Below are 18,870 nucleotides of genomic sequence, written 5' to 3'. Positions count from 1 at the left end.
GGTTGACGATCCGATGACCGCCGTGGACGATCGCCCCACCGCCGAGACCGACCTGTTCGAACGCCCCGCACGTCCCGTCGTCGGGCCGCGCGGCATATTCAGGGATCTCGGACCGCGCTACGCCGCGAACGGTCTGATCGGCCTCATCTTCTCGTGCACGGGCCCGGTCGCGGTGATCCTCGCGGCCGGCGCCGCCGGTGGGTTGAGTGCACCGCAACTGGCGTCGTGGATCTTCGGGGTGTTCGTACTCAACGGCCTGCTCACGATCGTGATGAGTGTCGCCTACCGGCAGCCCCTCGGGTTCTTCTGGACGATCCCCGGCACGGTGCTCGTCGGTGGGTCGCTGACGCATCTGAGCTGGGCGGAAGTGGTCGGCGCGTTCTTCGTGACCGCTGCCCTCGTGACGGTGCTGGGAGCATCGGGTCTGGTGCGCCGAGTGATGGAGGCGCTGCCGATGCCGATCGTCATGGCGATGGTCGCGGGAGTCTTCCTGAAGTTCGGCCTCGATCTGGTGACCGCGCTCGGCTCCGACGTGGCGATCGCCGCACCGATGGTGATCGTCTTTCTCCTGCTCGGTTCCGTTGCGGTTCTCGGCAAGTGGATGCCACCGATCCTCGGAGCACTCCTTGCCGGGGTGTGCGCGGTCGCGCTGTCGGGCCGGTTCGCTCCGTCCGGGACCGACAGCGCGGTGTTCGCCGCACCGGTGTTCACCGCGCCCCATTTCACGTGGTCGGCGATCCTCGAACTCGTCGTGCCGCTCGCCATCACCGTGCTGGTCGTGCAGAACGGTCAGGGGATCGCGGTCCTGCGTTCGGCCGGGCACAACCCGCCCGTGAATGTTTCCGCCATCGCGTGCGGACTGTGGTCCTTCCCCGCCGCCTGCGTCGGCGCCGTGTCGACCTGCCTCACCGGACCGACCAACGCGCTGCTCGTCGCCTCCGGGGAACGCACGCGTCAGTACACGGCGGCGATCACGTGCGGCACGCTGGCGATCGCCTTCGGTCTGTTCGCCCCGCTGTTCGTCCGGTGGATGATCGCCGCCCCCGCCTCGTTCGTCGCGACCCTCGGTGGACTGGCGATGCTCAAGGCGCTGCAAGGCGCCTTCGTGGCCGGGTTCGCACACAAACACACGATGGGTGCGCTCGTCGCGTTCGTGGTCACCGCCTCGAACATCACCGTGTGGAACATCGGTGCGGCCTTCTGGGGGCTCGTCGCAGGCGTGGCCGTGTCGTGGCTGATGGAACGCCCGGATTTCAGCCGCTGACACCGGCATCGACGTATGCGGCGAGGTGCTCGCCGGTGAGCGTCGACCGCTTCTCCACCAGCTCGGCGGGGGTGCCCTCGAAGACGACGCGTCCACCATCGTGGCCGGCGCCGGGACCGAGGTCGATGATCCGATCGGCATGGGCCATCACGGCCTGGTGATGTTCGATGACGATCACCGACTTCCCGGACTCGACGAGCCGGTCGAGCAGCCCGAGCAGCTGTTCGACGTCGGCGAGGTGCAGACCCGTGGTGGGTTCGTCGAGGACGTAGATCTCGCCCTTCTCGGCCATCGCCGTGGCGAGCTTGAGCCGCTGCCGTTCACCTCCCGACAGAGTGGTCAGGGGCTGACCCAGCCGCAGATAGCCGAGCCCGACGTCGGACAGTCGCTGCAGGATCTTCGACGCCGCCGGTGTACGCGCCTCCCCCTCGGCGAAGAACTCCTGCGCCTGCGCCACGGACATGCCCAGCACCTCGGCGATGTTCTGCCCCGCCAGGGTGTACTCGAGCACGGCGGCCTGGAAGCGTTTGCCCTCGCAGTCCTCGCAGACCGATTCGACGGTGGCCATCACTCCGAGGTCGGTGTACACGACGCCGGCGCCGTTGCAGGTGGGGCAGGCACCTTCGGAGTTGGAACTGAACAGCGCCGGTTTGACGCCGTTCGCCTTCGCGAACGCCTTGCGGACGGGTTCGAGCAGACCCGTGTAGGTCGCGGGATTGCTGCGACGCGACCCCTTGATGGGGCTCTGGTCGATCGAGACCACCCCGTCGCGGTCGGCCACCGAACCGTGGATCAGTGAGCTCTTGCCCGAGCCGGCCACGCCGGTCACCACGACGAGCACACCGAGGGGGATGTCGACGTCGACGTTCTGCAGGTTGTGGGTGTCGGCGCCGCGGATCTCGAGTGCCCCGGAGGGGGTACGCACCTCGGGCTTCAGCGACGCGCGGTCGTCGAGGTGCCTGCCGGTGAGGGTGTCGGCACGTCGCAGTTCGTCGACCGTGCCCTCGAAGACCACCTGCCCGCCTTCGGTGCCGGCGCGCGGACCGAGATCGACGATGTGGTCGGCGATCTCGATGGACTCCGGTTTGTGCTCGACGACGAGCACGGTGTTGCCCTTGTCGCGCAACTGCAGCAGCAGGTTGTTCATGCGGGCGATGTCGTGCGGATGCAGACCGATCGTCGGTTCGTCGAACACGTAGGTCACGTCGGTCAGCGACGAGCCGAGATGCCGGATCATCTTGGTGCGCTGCGACTCTCCCCCGGACAGAGTGCCGGTGGGACGATCGAGCGAGAGATAACCCAGCCCGATCTCCGTGAAGGAGTCGAGCAGATGCCGGAGCCCGGCGAGCAGCGGAGCGACCTGCGGGAGGTCCAGTCCACGAACCCATTCCGCGAGGTCGCTGATCTGCATCGCGCACACGTCCGCGATGCTCTTGCCGTCGATCTTCGACGACCGGGCTTCGGGAGCGAGGCGCGTGCCCTCGCAGTCCGGGCACGTGGAGAAGACGACCGCCTTCTCGACGAACGCGCGGATGTGCGGCTGCATCGCCTCGAGATCCTTGGACAGGAACGACTTCTGGATCTTCGGGATCAACCCTTCGAAGGTGACATTGATGCCCTCGACCTTGACCTTGGTGGGTTCCTTGTACAACAGGTCGTGGAGTTGCCGCTTGGTGAACTTCGCGATCGGCTTGTCGGGATCGAAGAAGCCGCATCCACGGTAGATCCGCCCGTACCAGCCTTCCATGCTGTAGCCGGGAATCTTCAGCGCACCCTCGTTGAGCGAGAGACTGTCGTCGTAGAGCACTGTCAGGTCGAAATCGGATACCGAGCCCTTGCCCTCGCAGCGCGGGCACATGCCGCCGAGGCGGTTGAAGGTGACCTTCTCGGCCTGCGTCTTCCCCTCCCCTTTGTTCACCGTGACCGCGCCGCTGGCCCGCACCGACGGCACGTTGAACGAGTACGCGTTGGGCGGGCCGATGTGCGGCTGCGCGACCCGGCTGAACAGGATACGCAGCATCGCGTTGGCATCGGTGGCGGTACCGACCGTCGAGCGCGGGTTCGATCCCATCCGCTCCTGACCGACGATGATCGCCGCGGTGATGCCGTCGAGCACGTCGACGTCCGGGCGGGCCAGAGTCGGCATGAAACCCTGTACGAACGCACTGTACGTCTCGTTGATCAACCGCTGGGACTCCGCGGCGATGGTGCTGAACACCAGCGAACTCTTCCCCGAGCCGGACACACCGGTGAACACGGTGAGCCGCCGCTTCGGGATCTCCACGCTGATGTCGCGGAGATTGTTCACCCGCGCTCCGTGTACCCGGATCGCGTCGTGAGTGTCGGCGACGTGCACTTCGTGTGCCGGTGCGTCCTTCGTCGAGGTCATGTTCGAAGACTCCAGTGTTGGTATCGGTACGGACTCGGAAACGAGTACAACGATCGGAGAGTAAGGCCGATCGCAGGATCGGTCAGCGCAATTGCTGGATGCGGACCATGTTGCCCGCGGGATCGCGGAGAGCGCAGTCGCGGACGCCGTACGGCTGGTCGGTGGGCTCCTGGACGATCTCGGTGTCGCCGACCTGCAACTGTTCGAACGCCGCGTCGAGATCCTTCGTCGCGAGGATGATCGACGCGAACGTGCCCTTGGCCATCATCTCGGCGATGGTGGCGTTCTCGTCCTCGGTGATACCGGGGTCGGCGTCCGGCGGGTACAGCACCAAGGACGTACCGGGAGTGTCGCTGCGGCCGAGCGTGATCCAGCGCTTTCCGGCGTAGCCGACGTCGTTGAGGACTTCGAAGCCGAGCAGGTCGCGGTAGAACGCGAGGGACGCCTCGGGATCGATGTGCGGAAGGAATGTCTGGTGAATGGTGATGTCCATGTCGATCACGGTAGGACCGGCGGGCCCGTCCGCGCTTCTCGATTCCTGATCGGTCTGGTGACATTCCTGGCCACGCACGACGGGATCCCGTTCGTCTCCTCGGATGCCTGTTTGCGGTACACGCTCGGTGGCACACCGACGAGTTCCGTGAACCGGGTGCTGAAGGTGCCGAGCGACGAGCACCCCACCTCGAAGCACACCTCGGTGACGGTGAGATCGCCGCGGCGCAGCAGAGTCATGGCCCGTTCGATGCGCCGGGTCATGAGATACGAATAGGGCGACTCGCCGTATGCGATGCGGAACTGGCGACTGAGATGTCCGGCCGACATGTTCACACCCCGCGCGAGCGCCTCCACATCGAGGGGCTGCGCGTACTCGCGATCGATGCGATCGCGGACGCGGCGCAGCAACGCGAGGTCGCGCAGACGCTGATCGGTGACGGTCTTACCGGGCACGGTCCGATCGTGCCACGGGATGGCGTCACACACCGTTCCTCGTGGGAGTCCACAGCCGATTCACCCCACGGGGACCATGGAAGCACAAACACGACCCGCCGAACCCGGAAAACTGACAACCTGTCCCTACCTGCTCATGTACGGACGAAAGGTCACCGATGGCTCGTGCGGTTCGCGTCGTCGTTCTCGGATCGGGATCGTGGGGCACCACGCTCGCCTCCTTGTCCGCGCGGAACACTCCGACGACACTGTGGGCGCGGAACGACGATGTCGCCCGCGAGATCGATACCGAGCATCGCAACCACCGTTATCTCGGCGAACGTCCTCTGCCGCAAGGTCTGCGCGCAACCCCGGATCTGGCGGAGGCGGCGCGCGAAGCCGACGTCCTGGTCGTCGGTGTCCCGTCGCATGCGATGCGCAAGACGCTCGAGCAGGTCACCGACGAGGTGCGCGCGTGGGTGCCGGTCGTCTCCCTCGTCAAGGGACTGGAGCCGGGCACGCGACTCCGGCCCACCGAGGTGATTGCCGAATGCCTGCCGGGACATCCCGTCGGATTGCTGGCCGGGCCGAACATCGCCGGGGAGATCGCCGACGGGATGGCCGCCGCGGCGGTGGTCGCGATGCAGGACGAGGCAGTGGGAGCCGCACTGCAACCGCTCTTCGCCACGTCGCTGTTCCGCGTCTACCGCAACACCGACGTGCTGGGCTGCGAACTGGGCGGAATCCTCAAGAACATCGTGGCGATCGCAGCCGGAATGGCCGAAGGGCTCAGCGTCGGCGACAACACCCGGGCGATGGTCCTCTCCCGCGGACTGGCGGAGATGACGCGGCTGGGGGAAACCATGGGTGCGGACCCGCGCACGTTCGCCGGGCTCACGGGCATGGGCGATCTCATCGCCACGTGCACGAGCCCGTCGTCGAGGAACCGCAGGATCGGAGAGGCGCTGGCGCGCGGGCTCAGCATCGACGAGGCCGTCGAGGCTCTGGGGCAGGTCGCCGAAGGGGTGAAGACCGCGCCGACCGTCATGGAACTCGCGCACGAGTACGGGGTGGAGATGCCCATCGCAGCCGAGGTGGCGGCCGTGGTGACCGGGAAGAGCACCCCGACCGACGCGTACCGGGGGTTGCGTCGCGTCGCTCCCGGCCATGAGGAGGACATCGTCTGACCCTTTATTCGGCTTTCTAGGGCAGGTATCAGAAAGCCGAATAAAGAGCTGTCGTCCATACCTCCTAGGCTGAGCGAACGTTAATTGAAGTGGTGTGCCATCGTGGTGCCATGACTTCTGCCGCCGACGCGCTGTCGTCCCTCCTCGACACCCGTTTCAGCTGCCGCGCCTTCCTGACCAAGCAGGTCCCGCGCGAGGACATCGAACGCATGCTTCTCATGGGGCAGCGCACAGCGTCCTGGTGCAATTCGCAACCGTGGCAGACCCACATCGTCAGCGGTGAGGCCACCGACCGTCTGCGTGAGGCCGTCTACGCGCAGGCGGCCTCCGGCGATCTGGATCCCGACATCCCGGGGCCCGCCGAATACCGCGGCGCGTACGCCGAACGCCGCCGCGGCGCCGGCTACGCCTTGTACAACGCGCTGGGTATCGCGCGCGACGACTATCAGCGCCGCACCGAGCAGATGCTCGAGAACTACCGCTTCTTCGGCGCACCGCACGTCGCGATCATCACCACCGACGAGGCCCTCGGCGTGTACGGGGCGGTCGACTGCGGCGGGTACGTCTCGACGCTGCTGCTCGCCGCCGAATCGCTCGGCATCGCCGCCGTCCCGCAGGCCGCCGTCGCGATGACCTCCACCGCGCTGCGACGCGAACTGAACATCGGCGACGACCGCGACATCGTCTGCGCCATCTCGTTCGGCTACGCCGACGAGGCGCATCCGGCCAATGCGTGTCGCACGGATCGTGCGTCACTCGACGAGACGGTCGAGTGGCACGACTGATCGCTCGGTCGTTCCGGCGCTGTCCGAGTATCAGTCGTTCTGGGCGCGCAGGTAGCGCCCGAAGTGCGGCACGGTGAACCCGATGAACCCGCGCTCGGCGGAGTAGATCAGGCCCTTCTTGATCAATCCGTCGCGCGCGGGTGACAGGGAAGCCGGCTTCCGGCCGAGTTCGACGGCGATCTTCGATGTCGCGACCGGACCGTCGTCGCCCGACAGATCCGCCATGGCCCGCATGTATTCGCGTTCGGCGGGTGTCGCGCGTTCGTAGCGGGAGCCGAAGAAGCCCACGGCGAGTTCCTCTTCCGCGGCGGGTGCCGCGACCCGCACGTCGTCGGCGGTGATCGGTGAATCCGCCGCGACGTCCCATGTCGCCTTGCCGTAGGCCTGCACGAAATACGGGTAGCCGTCGGCGGTTTCGTACAGCAGGTCGAGGGCCTCCTGCGTGAACTCGACGCCTTCACGTTTCGCCGGCGCGATGAGCGCGTGGTCCGCCGCCGCGCGGTCGAGTCGGTCGATGCGGTGGTAGGTGAACAGCCGCTCGGAGTAGGACTTCGACGCCGAGAGCACAGCGGGGAGGTGCGGTAGACCGGCCCCGACGACGACGAGCGGTGCGGCGTCCTGGCTCAGCTCGTGGCAGGCACCGCAGATCGCGGAGACGTCTTCGGGCCCGAGGTCCTGCATCTCGTCGATGAACAGGGCGATGCCCACGCCGACGTCGCGCGCGAGCCCGGCGGCCTCCACGAGCAGTTCGACGAGGTCGATCTCGATGTCCCCCGAGTCGGCACGCCCTTTGACGGCCGGTGCGTCGATCCCGGGCTGCCAGCGTTCGCGCATGCCCTTGTCCGCAGTGGCCCGCAACGCGAACGACTTGAGCACGCCGAGAAAATATTCGACCGATTCCGGATCCGGATGTGCTGCGGCGATTTCCCGAACCGCCATGTGCAGCGCGGACGACAGCGGACGCCGCAGGCCCTGATCCGGGCGGGCTTCGATCTTGCCGGTTCCCCAGCTCTTCGCGATGGCCGCGGACCGCAGATGGTTGAGGAGGACGGTCTTCCCGACGCCGCGGAGCCCGGTCAGGACGACGCTGCGTTCGGGTCGCTCGCGGGCGATCCGTTCGAGAACGACCTCGAACGCGGTGAGTTGCTTCTCGCGGCCGGCGAGCTCGGGCGGGCGCTGTCCCGCGCCCGGGGCGTACGGGTTGCGGACAGGATCCATCCGTCGATGCTAACGGCGAGCACATCGGATTCTGAGCTCATCCAGCGCGTGTCTCAGACAGGGGGTATTTGCGCTTGTCCGTGCTCGAAACCGCAGTTGTTGTCGAGGTTTCGGCAAATATTCGACAACAACTGCAACCTCGGTGCCTACGGCGTCCATGCACGCATGCGCATTCAAGACTTTGACATTCATTTTCGATAGAGACTATTTCTTTCTGCATGACAACGCTCTCCCGCTACGGCGGCGCCGCCCTCACCGTCGTCGCTGCAACCTTCGTTGCCGCATGCGCCGGCACGACCGAGGCCGATACCTCCGAGACACCCACATCCGCCGCCGCCGAAGTGGTGAGCGCCGAACCGCGCCTCGTCGTCACCTACGACGGCGGCGTCCTCGTCGTCGACGAAGAAGACCTCACCGTCGTCGGCGACTTCGCGCTCGACGGCTTCAACCGCCTCTCCCCGGCCGGCGACGGACGCCACGTACTGATCTCCACCGAGGGCGGATTCCGCGCCCTCGACACCGGCAGCTGGACGGAGGCCCACGGCGACCACGGGCACCACTACGCCGGAGCGCCTGCCCTCACCGGCCTGACATTCACCGCCGAGAAGCCCGGACACGCCGTGCCGCACGCCGGTGTCACCGCACTGTTCGACGACGGCACCGGACGCATCGACGTGTTCGACCCCGCCGATCTCGCATCGGCGACCGAACTCCCGACCCTCGACAGCCGCACGCTTCCCGACGCCCACCACGGTGTGGCCGTCCCGATGCCCGACGGCGGAATGCTCGTCACCCTCGGCGACTCCGAGGAGCGGACAGGGGTGGCGCTGCTCGACGAGAAGGGCACCGAGATCGTGCGTACCGAGGAATGCCCCGGCGTCCACGGCGAGACGGTTGCGTCCGACGGAGTCGTCGCCTTCGGATGCGAGGACGGCATGGTGATCTTCCGCGACGGATCGTTCACCAAGGCGTCGGCGCCCGACCCGTACGGCCGGATCGGGAACCAGGCCGGAAGCGAGGACTCGACCGTCGTCCTCGGCGACTACAAGACCGATCCCGATGCGGAACTCGAACGCCCCGAGCGCGTCGCGCTCGTGGACACCCGCACGGCGTCGGTGCGCCTCGTCGACCTCGGCACGAGTTACACCTTCCGCTCGCTCGGTCGCGGGCCGGCGGGTGAAGCACTCGTCCTCGGCACCGACGGCAACCTCCATGTGATCGATCCCGGGTCCGGTAAGATCGTCCGGCAGATCGAGGTGCTCGAGCCGTGGACCGAGCCCGAGGAGTGGCAGGCGCCCCGGCCCGCACTCGAGGTGCACGACGGGACTGCGTTCGTCACCGACCCCGCCACCGATTCGCTCCACGCGGTGGATGTGACCTCCGGGGAGATCCGGTCGACCGAACTGCCGCGCACCCCGAACGAGATCAGCAGCGTCGACTGACTCCGCTACGGAAGTATTCGACTTTCTAGTATCAGCACTAGAAAGGCGAATACTTCCGTCGAGAACAGCGGAACGACGCCTTCCGACAACGTGATCCACGTCACCCGACAAGCGTGCGAAACGGAAATCTCCGTCAAAACGGTTGGGGAGACATTGTTCTCGTCACCCGATCTCGAAGACAACGATTGTGTAACGTAGCGACGCACCTGTTTCCGACCGGGAGGTATCGCCCGTGCTGTCGACCGAAGTCCGTTCCCGACCTGTTCGATCCCTGCTGATCGCCATCGGTCTGACGGTTTCGGCCCTGGCAGTCGCGGGATACATGCGCGACGCGGTGAACGAGTACCTCATGGATCTCGACGTCTTCCGCGATGCCGGCTGGGCCTTCCTGCACCACACACCGCTGTACACGGAGGGCTTCTTCAGTCACTCCGGCTTCCGGTTCATCTACCCACCCTTCGCAGCGTTCCTGTTCGCCCCGATGGCGCTGGTCGGCAGTACCGCACTGCAGGTGTTGTGGACGGCAGGGCTCATCGCCCTCGTGTGGTGGGTGCTCAAGGTCGTCTACCAGCGACTCGACATGTCGCAGCCGAGTCTGATCGCGGCCGCGTCACTCGGTCCTGTGCTGTGGCTCGAGCCGTTCCGCTCCAACTTCACATTCGGACAGATCAACATCGTGCTCATGGCGCTCGTGGTCGCCGACCTGCTCGGCGTGATCCCGAAGCGCTTCCGCGGTGTCGGTATCGCGCTGGCCGCCGCGATCAAGGTGACCCCGGCCGCCTTCGGTCTGATCTTCCTGCTGCGCCGCGACTGGCCGTCGGCCTTCCGCGCGTTGGGTGCATTCGCCGCGACCGTCGCGTTCGGTTACTGGTTGCGCCCCGATTCAACCGTCTACTTCTGGACGACGGAGTTCTTCGCGACCGACCGCGCCGGCGACCCGTCGTTCTTCCGCAATCAGGCACTCACGGGTCTCATCGCCCGTTTCGACTTCTCCGACGGCACCGCCAAGGCGCTCTGGCTGGCCGGTGCGGTGATCATCGTGGCCGGTACCGCGTGGGCCGCCTATCGCTTCCTGCGGGCCGACGAGCCGGTGGTCGCGGTGGCTCTGGTGGGCCTGGCCTCGTTGCTCGCCGCTCCGATCGCCGTCACCCACCACTGGGTGTACGCCCTCTTCCTCGTGCCGCTGCTGATCGCCCCTGCCTACCGCCGCTGGTGGCCGGTGCTGCTGCCCGCCACCACGGTCTTCCTCATCGGACCCAACCACCTGCTGCGTGAAGCGTCCTCCGGCGGCTGGGTCGAGCAGCTTCTCCTCGAAGTCCTCGGCACCTCGCAGTGCCTGGCCGCGATCGCTGTGTTCGTCGCCGCGATGTTCGCCGCGCGCAGTCGTCGACCCGGTGCCGGGAACACTGTCGAGCGCGAGGAGACCGTCGCCGCGCCGGCTCAGGTCCAGAACGCCGACGCTACGAGATAGAGACCCGTCCCGACCACGGTGCTCAGTGCGGCGTTGCGTCGCCACAGATGCACGATGATCGTGCCCGCGAGACCGACGGTCGCGGGCAGCCAGGTCGACTCCCCCACATCGCGCAGCGTGTAGATCACGAGGATCACCATGACCCCCGCGGGCATCGTGCGGCCGAGGAAGTCGACGAAGGCGGAGTTCTTCAGCGCCGACAACGCGAGGAACGGCGCCGCGCGCAGTGCGATCGTCACCACGAACATCACCGCCAGAGCGCCGAGGACGTATCCGGCGCCGGGCACCGACTCAGGCACGGGCCACCTTGTTCCGGTAGACGAACCGCACGAACAGGCACACCACGAACAGGCCGAGCCCGACGACGAGCATCTGCTCCTTCGCGACCAGCAGTGCGACGAGACCGCAGATCATCGCGATCACCGGTGCCGGCAGGTCACGGTTGGCGCGGAAGGCATCGATCGCGAGGACGGCGAACAGCGCGGTGAGCGCGAACTCGAGGCCGGAGAGCCCTTCGGGGAGCACCGCTCCGATCAGGGCGCCGATCGTGCCCGACACGACCCACATCAGCTGGCAGAGCACCTGGACCGTGAGGACGCGGGTGCCGGAGAGCTGCTCACGTGCCTTGGGGGCGACGATCGCGTACGACTCGTCGGTGAGCGCATAGACGCCGTAGAGGCGCCCGAGCCGGCTGCGGATGCGGTGCAGCGGGAACGACAGGCCGTAGAAGACGTGCCGGAAGTTCACGAGCAGCGTCGCCGCCGCCACCGAGGCGAGCGGGGTGACCGCCGCGATGAGACCGATCGCGAGGAACTCCATCGACCCCGCGTAGATGACGGTGGAGAAGATCGGTGCCCACCACCACTCGAACCCGCGCTGGGTGAGCACCACACCGAACGCGAGTCCCAGCGGAATCAGTCCGAGACCCACGGCCCAGGAGTCCGCGATACCCGCGCGGATCTCGAGGGTACGGCGGTCGGGCATGCTCATCAGGCTATCGCCGGGCCGGAAGACTCAGTGCCCGGCCCCGCCATGCCCGAAGGAAGGTGATCTGTGTCCGCCTCGTTCACGGAGGTCGTGTCCTCCGCGTGGCAGGCCGTGTCGACCGTCGACGAACCCGCTCCGACGATGGTCGTCGTCGGAACGGCCATCGTCGCATTCGTGCTCGTCACCGTGCGGCCGCTGTGGTTGAAGACCCGTCACGTCATCACGCAGGCGCACGAGGGATCGCACGCGCTGGTCGCGGCGCTCGTGGGCCGCAAGCTCTCGGGTATCCGCCTGCACAGCGACACCTCGGGGGTGATGGTGTCGTCCGGCAATCCGCGCGGTCCCGGCATGGTCGCGACGACCTTCGCCGGGTACACCGGCCCGGCTGTGCTCGGTTTCGCGGCGGCGACACTGCTGACCCTGGACCGGCCCGCCGCGGTGCTGTGGTCGATCCTCGCCGCGCTCGCCGTCCTGTTGCTGCTGATCCGCAATCTGTACGGCTTCGTCTCGGTGGTGATCGCGGGTGCGCTCGTCGGTGCGGCCGCCTATCTCGGCGATCCGGTCGTCCGGTACACCGCGGCCTATCTCATCACGTGGGTCCTGCTCCTCGGCGCGACCCGCCCGGTCCTCGAACTCGCCCGCACCCATTCGCGCGGTCGCGGCCGGGGTTCGGACGCCGACCAGTTGCGCGGGCTCACCCGTATCCCGGCGAGCGTGTGGATCGCGCTGTTCGCGATCGTCACAGCGGGTACCGCCTTCTACGGCGTCACACGCATCGTGGTGACCCAGCTGTCCTGAGCCGTCACGGCGCCGGCGACACCTCGTCGTAGCGGGCGAGCAGGGCCCGGCGCAGGATCTTGCCGCTCGGCAGTCGCGGAACCTCGCCGAACTCGACGGTGCGCGGCACCTTGAAGTGCGCGAGGCGTTCGCGGGTGTACTCGACGAGTTCGGTCACCAGGGCATCGTCGGCCCGCACCCCGTCCACGGGTGTGACAACGGCGTGGACGCGTTGGCTCATCTCCTCGTCGGGCAGGCCGACGACGGCGACGTCGAGGACGGCGGGGTGCATCGTCAGCACGTCCTCGACCTCGACGGGGTAGATGTTGACGCCGCCGGACAGGATCAGATCGGTGCGCCGCGCCGAGAGGTACAGGTAGCCGTCCTCGTCGACGTGCCCGAGATCGCCGAGGGTCGTCCAGCCCTTGTCGTTGTAGGCGGCGGCGGTCTTCGCCGGATCGCCGTGGTACTCGAAGTCCAGGCCGTCGCCGATCCACACCGTGCCCACTTCTCCCGGCCCGAGTTCGCGGCCGGACTCGTCGCAGATGTGCACCTGCCCCAGGGTCGGACGGCCGACGGAACCGCGATGTTCGAGCCATTCCGGCGTGGTGATCATGAAGAAACCGTTGCCTTCGCTGCCCGCGTAGAACTCGAGGATCTTCGGACCGAACCAGTCGATCATGCGTTCCTTGACCTCGACCGGACATGGCGCCGCCGCGTGGACCACGACGCGCAGACTCGACACGTCGTAGCGCATCCGGGTCGATTCGGGCAGCTTCAGCATCCGCACGAACATCGTCGGAACGAACTGGGCGTGGGTGACGCCGTACCGCTCGATGGCCTCGAGCGCACGTTCGGCGTCGAAGGTCTCCATCACCAGCGCGGTGCCTCCGTTGCGGACCGTTCCCATCGTCCAGCCGAGCGGTGCGGCATGGTAGAGCGGGCCGGGGCTGAGATAGACGGAGTGCGGGCCGAATCCGAAGGCGTCGCGCATCGTCGAGTCGATGGCCAGGCCGGTGCCGAAAGGAGCTCCGGTCAGGGCGGGCAGGATCCCCTTCGGGCGTCCGGTGGTGCCCGAGGAGTACAGCATGTAATACCCCTCGAGTTCGTCGCCGACGGGTGTATCGGGCAGGGTCGCAACAGTGTCGGCGAGGATCTCGGCACCGCTCGGCGAGTGGGTGCCGGTGGTGACCCGCGCGTCGAGGACGGGGTTTCCGTCGGCGACGACCGCCCCGAGCCGGTCGAGACGTTCCGAGTGCACGAGCACACGAGCTCCACAGTTCTCGACCACGTAGGCGGCCTCGTCGTCGGACAGGTGCCAGTTGACGGGCGTATAGAGCAGACCGGTGCGCTGCGCCGCCCACACCACCGGGAAGACGTCGAGGCAGTTCTCCATGAGGATCGCGATGTGGTCGCCCGCCCGCAGACCACGCTGCCGGAACAGGTGCGCAATGCGGTTGGACGACGACTCGAGTTCGCGATAGGTGAGCGTCGCGCCGTCCTCGACCATGACGATCGCCGGTTTGTCACCGAAGGCGGCGGCGAGATCGGTCGGGTTCATCGACGGCATCGTCATCGGTCACTCCCTCGTGGACGTCGGCGACAAGTATTACCTGTATAACGATGTAAGGACCAGACTTCATCGAAAACTCGTCCGATGTCGCACGCGGTTCGCAGACTCCACAAACGGCGACACACATGGTTAACTACGTTGACGACCACATCGAAGGAGCGTCATGGACTTCGCGTTGAGCGACGAACAGGTGGCCCTCGGCGAGAGCGAGCGCGCGTGGCTCGTCAAGAACGACCCGATCGCCGCGCGCAGACCGGTCATCGACGACGGCCCCGCCCGCCTCCCCGCCGACGGACTCCGCCACCTCGCGCACTCGGGGTCGATCGGACTGCTCACCACCGAAACCGGCGGCACCCACGTCGATCTGGCCGTGCTCGTCGAGGAGCACGGACGGGCCGGCAGCTCCGTTCCCCTCGCCGAACTCGCGATCGCGGCGAGTCTCCTCGAGACGATCGGTCATCCCGCGGCCGCAGCGGCGGAAATCGGCGAACGCGTCGTGTTGCCCGCCCTGTCCTCGCCCGAGAAGTCCGGTCTTCATGCGCGATTCGACGGGGAAACACTCGTGCTGAGTGGCACGACGGCACCGATCACCGGCCTGATCGACGCGCACGACCTCCTGCTGGTCGCCGTCACAGACACCGGCGCGGAGGTCGCGGCGGTCGTGCCTGTGGAGACGCTCACCGTGCGGTCGCTCGAGTCACTCGATCTCACCCGGTCGTGGGCCGTCGCCGACGTCGACGTCACCCTCCCGCAGGATTCCTGGTTCCCCCTCCTGCCCGGCACGGTAGCCTTCGCCCACGACCGTCTCGCGACCTTCCGCGCCGTCGATGCCCTCGGTGCCGCTGCCCGCCTGGTCGAGATGAGTATCGAATATGCCGGTAGCAGAACTCAGTTCGGCAGTACGATCGGCAGTTTTCAGGCCGTGAAGCACCACTGCGCGAACATGGCGACGTCGACCGAGGCATCCCGCGCGACACTCTGGGCCGCCGCGGTCGCCCTCGACGGGGACGATCCCGCAGCGCGCGCCCGGGCGGTGTCGGCCGCGGTCGCGTTCGCATGTTCCGGAGCGTCCACCACCGCCCAGACAACGCTGCAGGTCCACGGCGGCATCGGCTTCACCTGGGAGCACGACGTGCACCTGCTGCTGCGCCGCATCAAGGTCGACGAACTCCTCGACGGATCGGTCTCGTACCACCGTCGCCGGCTCGCGGTGGCCTGAGACGACGGGAAAGGGGCGGGATCCGGTCGGATCCCGCCCCTTTCCCGTCGTGTTACCGGGCGCGGGACGATTCGATCTCGTCCACCATCTCCAGCAGCCGGCGACGGTCCACCTTGAGCGACACACTCCGGGGCAGAGCGTGGACCGTGTGGATCTCCACCGGAATCTCGTAGGCCGTCAGGCGGGTACGCAGGAAGGTCTTCAGCTCGTCGACGTCGATACCTTCTGCACCGTCGACGGTTTCGATCACGGCGACCGGCACGTGGCCGAGCCTGTCGTCGGGGCGGCCGAAGACGGACGCGTCGAGAACCGACGGGTGGGCCCGAAACGCGTTGCAGACGGTTTCGGGCTGGATCTTGAACCCGCCGCGGACGATCGCGTCGTCGGCGCGGCCGTCGATGTAGAGGAAGCCGTCCTCGTCCAGATGAGCGAGGTCACTGGTGCGGACCCAATCACCGACCCCGGTGCCGGTCTGCGGCGAACTCACTTCGAGGCGGCCGGTGCTGCCGTCGGGCAGCACCATGCCACTCTCGTCGACGGTGCGCATCCGTACTCCGGGGAAGGGCCGGCCGACGCTGCCACGCTTGCGATCCCACCACTGCTTGATCAGGGGCTTCGTCCACCCTGCGACGGCACCACCGAATTCGGTTGCCCCGTACATGATCATGATCGGGATGCCGTACCGCTCGGTGAATTCGTCGGCCAGTTCCGGACTGACGAAGGTGGTGCCGGCGGTGATCGCCCGGAGGGTCGCAAGCTTCTCTTTCGGCACGTCGGCGTTGAGGACCGACCGCATGGCAGCCGGCGGCAGACCCGCGACGATCATCCGGTGCTCGTAGACCGCGTCGACCCATCCCTCGACGGTGAAGCGGGGCATCAACACGATCGGCCGCGCTTCCGACAGCGACTGGATCACGCCCCACAACCCGCCGATGTGCACCATCGACAGGGAGATCAGCGCGACGGGGCCGGTGAACGGCTCGTGATCGCCTCTTCCCTTGCCGGTATGGCCGTGCACGGCCTCGAGGGCGGCCTCGAGTTGGCGCCAGGTCAGCGGAACCCGCTTGGGCGGACCGGTGGTGCCGGAGGTGAACATCTCGACCGCGACCGGGTCCTGCTCGTCCGGGCGGGGTGGTACGGGAGCGTCGCCGAAGACACATGCGACGTCCGAACCGTCCACGGCGACACCGACGATGCCCGCTGCGGCGATGGGTGCGGCGAACTCCTCATCGGCCCAGTACTCGCGCGGCGCGAGGATCACATCCGGGTGGGCCTCGGCGGCGTCCTCGACGATCCGCCGCGACGGTTGGGCAGGGTTGAGGGTGAGCAGCACGCGGTCGTGTTTCAGGATCGCGATCAGTGCCGCAATGGATTCGGTGCGGTTGGTCAGCACGACACCGATCCGGCTGCGGGGTCCGCACCCGAGTCGTTCGAGCTCCGCGTCGATCCGCTCGGCCGTGTCACGCACCTGCGCCCAGGTGTGCCAGGTCTTGTCCTCCTGCACCATGTTCGCACTGTCGGGGGTCGACCACAGCAGGGCCAACGCCTCTTTGATGCCCGTCATCGCGGAGCCTCCTCTTCGGTCGACCCGAAGGTGTTCGTAGTGCCGGCCGGCGATCCGGCCGGGAAGCGCGCCTCAGCGCGGAAGACCGAGCCCTCTCTCGGCGATCATGTTGCGCATGATCTCCGAGGTACCGCCGGCGATGGTGTACGCGCGGGCGTACAGGAATTCGTCCTGCCACCGGCCCCCGTCGACGACCTGCGGGTCGCCCTCGACGAGGATGCCGTCCTCCCCTGCGAGTTCCAGGGCGAATCGTGCTGTCTCGACGCCGATCTCACTGAACATCAGTTTGGCCATGGCAGCATCGTGGGAACGTTCCGTACCCCGCGACCAGCGACCGATGTTCGCGTACACCAGTGCCGACAACGCTTCCACCGACGCCTGGAGTTCGCCGATCCGTTCCTGCACCGCACCGTCCTCGATCGCGGGACGCCCGTACCGGATCGTCCTGCGCGCGAGTTCCTTCAGTGCATCGACGTCCTGCTGGAGGCGTACTGCGGCCGACGCCACGGCGCTGCGTTCGTGGGCGAGACTCGAATTCGCGATCAGCCAGCCGTTGTCGAGATCACCGATGAGCGCGTCGGATCCGACGGGAACGTCGTCGAGGAAGATCTCGTTGAAATCCGAGGTCCCGGTCATCTCCCGCAGCGGCCGCACGTCGACACCCGGCGACCGCATGTCGAGCAGGAACGCGCTGATACCACGGTGTTTCGGTGCGTCGGGATTCGTCCGCGCCAGGAGGTAGCCGTAGTCGGCCCAGTGCCCGTTGGTCGTCCACACCTTCTGGCCGGTGACGGTGAACCCGCCGCCCTCGGCCGGTACGGCCTTCGTGCGCAGGGACGCGAGGTCACTGCCGGATCCCGGCTCGCTGAACAGCTGGCAGAAGACGAGTTCGCCCGATCGAATACCCGGAAGATACTTCTCGCACTGTTCCTCCGTACCGAAGTCGATCAACGCATGCGCGACCAGCAGTCCGGCTCCCTGCACCGCCGCCGGTGCCCGGCCGCGCGCCAGCTCCTCACCGACGACCACGTCCTTCTCCGGTGAGTGCGCCGCTCCGGCGCCGCCATAGCGTTCCGGCCAGTCGGCACCGATGTAGCCGGCCTCGAAGAGCTTGCGGGTCCATTCCTTCAGCGCTGCGAGCTCGCCGGCGTCGTCGGCGCTGCGCACACCCGCCTTCACCGGCACATCCGGTTTGTGGGTGTCGACGAACTCGCGCACCTCCTTGCGGAACTGTTCGAGTTCGGGTGTCAGTCCGTAGTCCATGTCAGCGCACCTCGTAGTCGCGCGTGGGGACCCGGGACCGATCGACCTGAGCCAGCCCGATGGGATTGCCGAGGTCGGTGTACATCATCCCGGCGACGAGAGCGTGGGATCGTGTGCGGTCCTTGGACTCCCAGATCGCGCGGATGCTGCCCTGGATCGCGGCCGGTGGTTTGGCGGCGATCCGTTCCGCAAGCTGCTGCGCGCGGTCCCACAGCGCGTCGCGGGCGACGATCTCACTGACGAAGCCGATCTCGTATGCCCTCTTCGCCGACATGCGTTCATCGAGACCGAGCAGCACCATACGCAGTACCTCGCCGATGGGGATGCGGTATGCGAGGCCGATCGGTTCGAGTGCGGCGACCATGCCGTAGGAGACGTGCGGATCGAAGAACTGGGCGTCCTCACTCGCGACGATGATGTCGGCCTCGTTGAGCCAGTAGAGTGCCCCGCCGGCGACCATGCCGTGGACGGCACACACGAGCGGTTTCCAGCAGTTGTTCTGCTTGGGCGACAGGTCGACACCGGGATCACGACGGCTGAAGACGTTGTCGGACAGAAAGGTTCCCTCGTGAACGTCGACACCGGTGCTGAATGCCCGGTCGCCGTTCGCCCGGAGGACGACGACGTGGACATCGTCGGTCTCGGAGGCGTAGTGCCACAGCTCCCGGAATTCCTCGCGCATCGTGTCGGTGAACGAGTTGAGCTTGTCGGGACGATCGAGCGTGATGGTCAGAACGTGATCCTTCAGCTCGGCGATCACCGTGGTCGTGCCGGTCAGGTCCACTGGTCCTCCTCGAGCCGATC

At 67.1% G+C, this 18,870-nt stretch carries 17 protein-coding genes; 7 read left to right on the top strand and 10 right to left on the bottom strand.

Annotation, left to right across the window (positions count from 1 at the left end):
• Positions 1 to 13: 13 nt before the first annotated feature.
• Positions 14 to 1,264: a benzoate/H(+) symporter BenE family transporter gene (locus GON09_RS19070; RefSeq protein WP_213933172.1), complete on the top strand. Its 1,251-nt coding sequence runs from the start codon at positions 14 to 16 to the stop codon at positions 1,262 to 1,264.
• On the opposite strand, the gene GON09_RS19065 is transcribed toward GON09_RS19070, so the two are convergent.
• The 3 genes from GON09_RS19065 to GON09_RS19055 form a co-directional block, all read right to left on the bottom strand.
• Entirely contained in the window at positions 1,254 to 3,653 is a 2,400-nt protein-coding gene (locus GON09_RS19065; RefSeq protein WP_213933171.1) for an ATP-binding cassette domain-containing protein, read from the bottom strand. The two genes, GON09_RS19070 and GON09_RS19065, sit on opposite strands and share 11 nt — an antisense overlap.
• Positions 3,654 to 3,735: 82 nt before the next feature.
• Complete coding sequence (locus GON09_RS19060) at positions 3,736 to 4,146, bottom strand: VOC family protein (RefSeq protein ID WP_213933170.1); 411 nt, start codon at positions 4,144 to 4,146, stop codon at positions 3,736 to 3,738.
• Positions 4,147 to 4,151: 5 nt separating this feature from the next.
• Entirely contained in the window at positions 4,152 to 4,601 is a 450-nt protein-coding gene (locus tag GON09_RS19055) for a helix-turn-helix transcriptional regulator (RefSeq protein ID WP_213933169.1), read from the bottom strand.
• A gap of 158 nt (positions 4,602 to 4,759) precedes the next feature.
• Here GON09_RS19055 and GON09_RS19050 point away from each other — a divergent pair, with 158 nt between their 5' ends.
• Together GON09_RS19050 and GON09_RS19045 are read left to right on the top strand one after the other, a co-directional pair.
• A complete protein-coding gene (locus GON09_RS19050; protein ID WP_213933168.1) occupies positions 4,760 to 5,767 on the top strand; it encodes an NAD(P)H-dependent glycerol-3-phosphate dehydrogenase in 1,008 nt (335 codons plus the stop codon).
• A gap of 110 nt (positions 5,768 to 5,877) precedes the next feature.
• Entirely contained in the window at positions 5,878 to 6,552 is a 675-nt protein-coding gene (locus tag GON09_RS19045; protein WP_213933167.1) for a nitroreductase, read from the top strand.
• 30 nt (positions 6,553 to 6,582) lie between these two features.
• Here GON09_RS19045 and GON09_RS19040 read toward each other — a convergent pair whose 3' ends face one another.
• Complete coding sequence (locus GON09_RS19040; protein ID WP_213933166.1) at positions 6,583 to 7,770, bottom strand: AAA family ATPase; 1,188 nt, start codon at positions 7,768 to 7,770, stop codon at positions 6,583 to 6,585.
• A 218-nt stretch (positions 7,771 to 7,988) separates the two neighbouring features.
• Here GON09_RS19040 and aztD point away from each other — a divergent pair, with 218 nt between their 5' ends.
• On the top strand, positions 7,989 to 9,212 hold the full coding sequence (aztD, locus tag GON09_RS19035; RefSeq protein WP_213933165.1) for a zinc metallochaperone AztD: 1,224 nt from the start codon (positions 7,989 to 7,991) through the stop codon (positions 9,210 to 9,212).
• 232 nt (positions 9,213 to 9,444) lie between these two features.
• The gene (locus GON09_RS19030; RefSeq protein WP_213933164.1) at positions 9,445 to 10,683 is read left to right on the top strand and encodes a glycosyltransferase 87 family protein; all 1,239 of its coding nucleotides are present in this window, start codon (positions 9,445 to 9,447) and stop codon (positions 10,681 to 10,683) included.
• Here GON09_RS19030 and GON09_RS19025 read toward each other — a convergent pair.
• Positions 10,653 to 10,982, bottom strand: coding sequence for a branched-chain amino acid transporter permease (locus tag GON09_RS19025; RefSeq protein ID WP_213933163.1), 330 nt, complete (start codon positions 10,980 to 10,982; stop codon positions 10,653 to 10,655). The two genes, GON09_RS19030 and GON09_RS19025, sit on opposite strands and share 31 nt — an antisense overlap.
• Positions 10,975 to 11,673 (bottom strand): AzlC family ABC transporter permease, encoded by a 699-nt coding sequence (locus GON09_RS19020; RefSeq protein WP_213933162.1) that lies wholly within the window; start codon positions 11,671 to 11,673, stop codon positions 10,975 to 10,977. The genes GON09_RS19025 and GON09_RS19020 overlap by 8 nt, the downstream gene beginning before the upstream one ends.
• A 63-nt stretch (positions 11,674 to 11,736) precedes the next feature.
• On the opposite strand from GON09_RS19020, the gene GON09_RS19015 reads away from it, so the two are divergent.
• Complete coding sequence (locus GON09_RS19015; RefSeq protein ID WP_213933161.1) at positions 11,737 to 12,468, top strand: M50 family metallopeptidase; 732 nt, start codon at positions 11,737 to 11,739, stop codon at positions 12,466 to 12,468.
• A 4-nt stretch (positions 12,469 to 12,472) separates the two neighbouring features.
• On the opposite strand, the gene GON09_RS19010 is transcribed toward GON09_RS19015, so the two are convergent.
• Positions 12,473 to 14,023, bottom strand: coding sequence for an acyl-CoA synthetase (locus GON09_RS19010; protein ID WP_213933160.1), 1,551 nt, complete (start codon positions 14,021 to 14,023; stop codon positions 12,473 to 12,475).
• Positions 14,024 to 14,183: 160 nt separating this feature from the next.
• Between GON09_RS19010 and GON09_RS19005 the strand changes: the two genes are divergently transcribed.
• Complete coding sequence (locus GON09_RS19005; protein WP_213933159.1) at positions 14,184 to 15,239, top strand: acyl-CoA dehydrogenase family protein; 1,056 nt, start codon at positions 14,184 to 14,186, stop codon at positions 15,237 to 15,239.
• 52 nt (positions 15,240 to 15,291) lie between these two features.
• Here GON09_RS19005 and GON09_RS19000 read toward each other — a convergent pair whose 3' ends face one another.
• The 3 genes from GON09_RS19000 to GON09_RS18990 form a co-directional block, all read right to left on the bottom strand.
• Positions 15,292 to 16,803, bottom strand: a complete 1,512-nt coding sequence (locus GON09_RS19000; RefSeq protein ID WP_213933158.1) for a class I adenylate-forming enzyme family protein — start codon at positions 16,801 to 16,803, stop codon at positions 15,292 to 15,294.
• A 72-nt stretch (positions 16,804 to 16,875) separates the two neighbouring features.
• Entirely contained in the window at positions 16,876 to 18,066 is a 1,191-nt protein-coding gene (locus tag GON09_RS18995; protein ID WP_213933157.1) for an acyl-CoA dehydrogenase family protein, read from the bottom strand.
• Between the two features lies 1 nt (position 18,067).
• Positions 18,068 to 18,850: an enoyl-CoA hydratase/isomerase family protein gene (locus GON09_RS18990; RefSeq protein ID WP_213933156.1), complete on the bottom strand. Its 783-nt coding sequence runs from the start codon at positions 18,848 to 18,850 to the stop codon at positions 18,068 to 18,070.
• Between the last annotated feature and the right edge of the window lie 20 nt (positions 18,851 to 18,870).

The organism is Rhodococcus sp. B50 (assembly GCF_013602415.1).
GTDB lineage: Bacteria > Actinomycetota > Actinomycetes > Mycobacteriales > Mycobacteriaceae > Rhodococcus.
This window is presented reverse-complemented; position numbering and strand designations above follow the sequence as displayed.

Excerpts from the sequence above, each read along its gene's own strand:
- GON09_RS19070 (WP_213933172.1), top strand. The coding sequence starts at position 14 with ATGACCGCCGTGGACGATCGCCCCACCGCCGAGACCGACCTGTTCGAA.
- GON09_RS19065 (WP_213933171.1), bottom strand. The coding sequence starts at position 3,653 with ATGACCTCGACGAAGGACGCACCGGCACACGAAGTGCACGTCGCCGAC.
- GON09_RS19060 (WP_213933170.1), bottom strand. The coding sequence starts at position 4,146 with ATGGACATCACCATTCACCAGACATTCCTTCCGCACATCGATCCCGAG.
- GON09_RS19050 (WP_213933168.1), top strand. The coding sequence starts at position 4,760 with ATGGCTCGTGCGGTTCGCGTCGTCGTTCTCGGATCGGGATCGTGGGGC.
- GON09_RS19045 (WP_213933167.1), top strand. The coding sequence starts at position 5,878 with ATGACTTCTGCCGCCGACGCGCTGTCGTCCCTCCTCGACACCCGTTTC.
- GON09_RS19040 (WP_213933166.1), bottom strand. The coding sequence starts at position 7,770 with ATGGATCCTGTCCGCAACCCGTACGCCCCGGGCGCGGGACAGCGCCCG.
- aztD (WP_213933165.1), top strand. The coding sequence starts at position 7,989 with ATGACAACGCTCTCCCGCTACGGCGGCGCCGCCCTCACCGTCGTCGCT.
- GON09_RS19020 (WP_213933162.1), bottom strand. The coding sequence starts at position 11,673 with ATGAGCATGCCCGACCGCCGTACCCTCGAGATCCGCGCGGGTATCGCG.
- GON09_RS19010 (WP_213933160.1), bottom strand. The coding sequence starts at position 14,023 with ATGACGATGCCGTCGATGAACCCGACCGATCTCGCCGCCGCCTTCGGT.
- GON09_RS19005 (WP_213933159.1), top strand. The coding sequence starts at position 14,184 with ATGGACTTCGCGTTGAGCGACGAACAGGTGGCCCTCGGCGAGAGCGAG.
- GON09_RS19000 (WP_213933158.1), bottom strand. The coding sequence starts at position 16,803 with ATGACGGGCATCAAAGAGGCGTTGGCCCTGCTGTGGTCGACCCCCGAC.
- GON09_RS18995 (WP_213933157.1), bottom strand. The coding sequence starts at position 18,066 with ATGGACTACGGACTGACACCCGAACTCGAACAGTTCCGCAAGGAGGTG.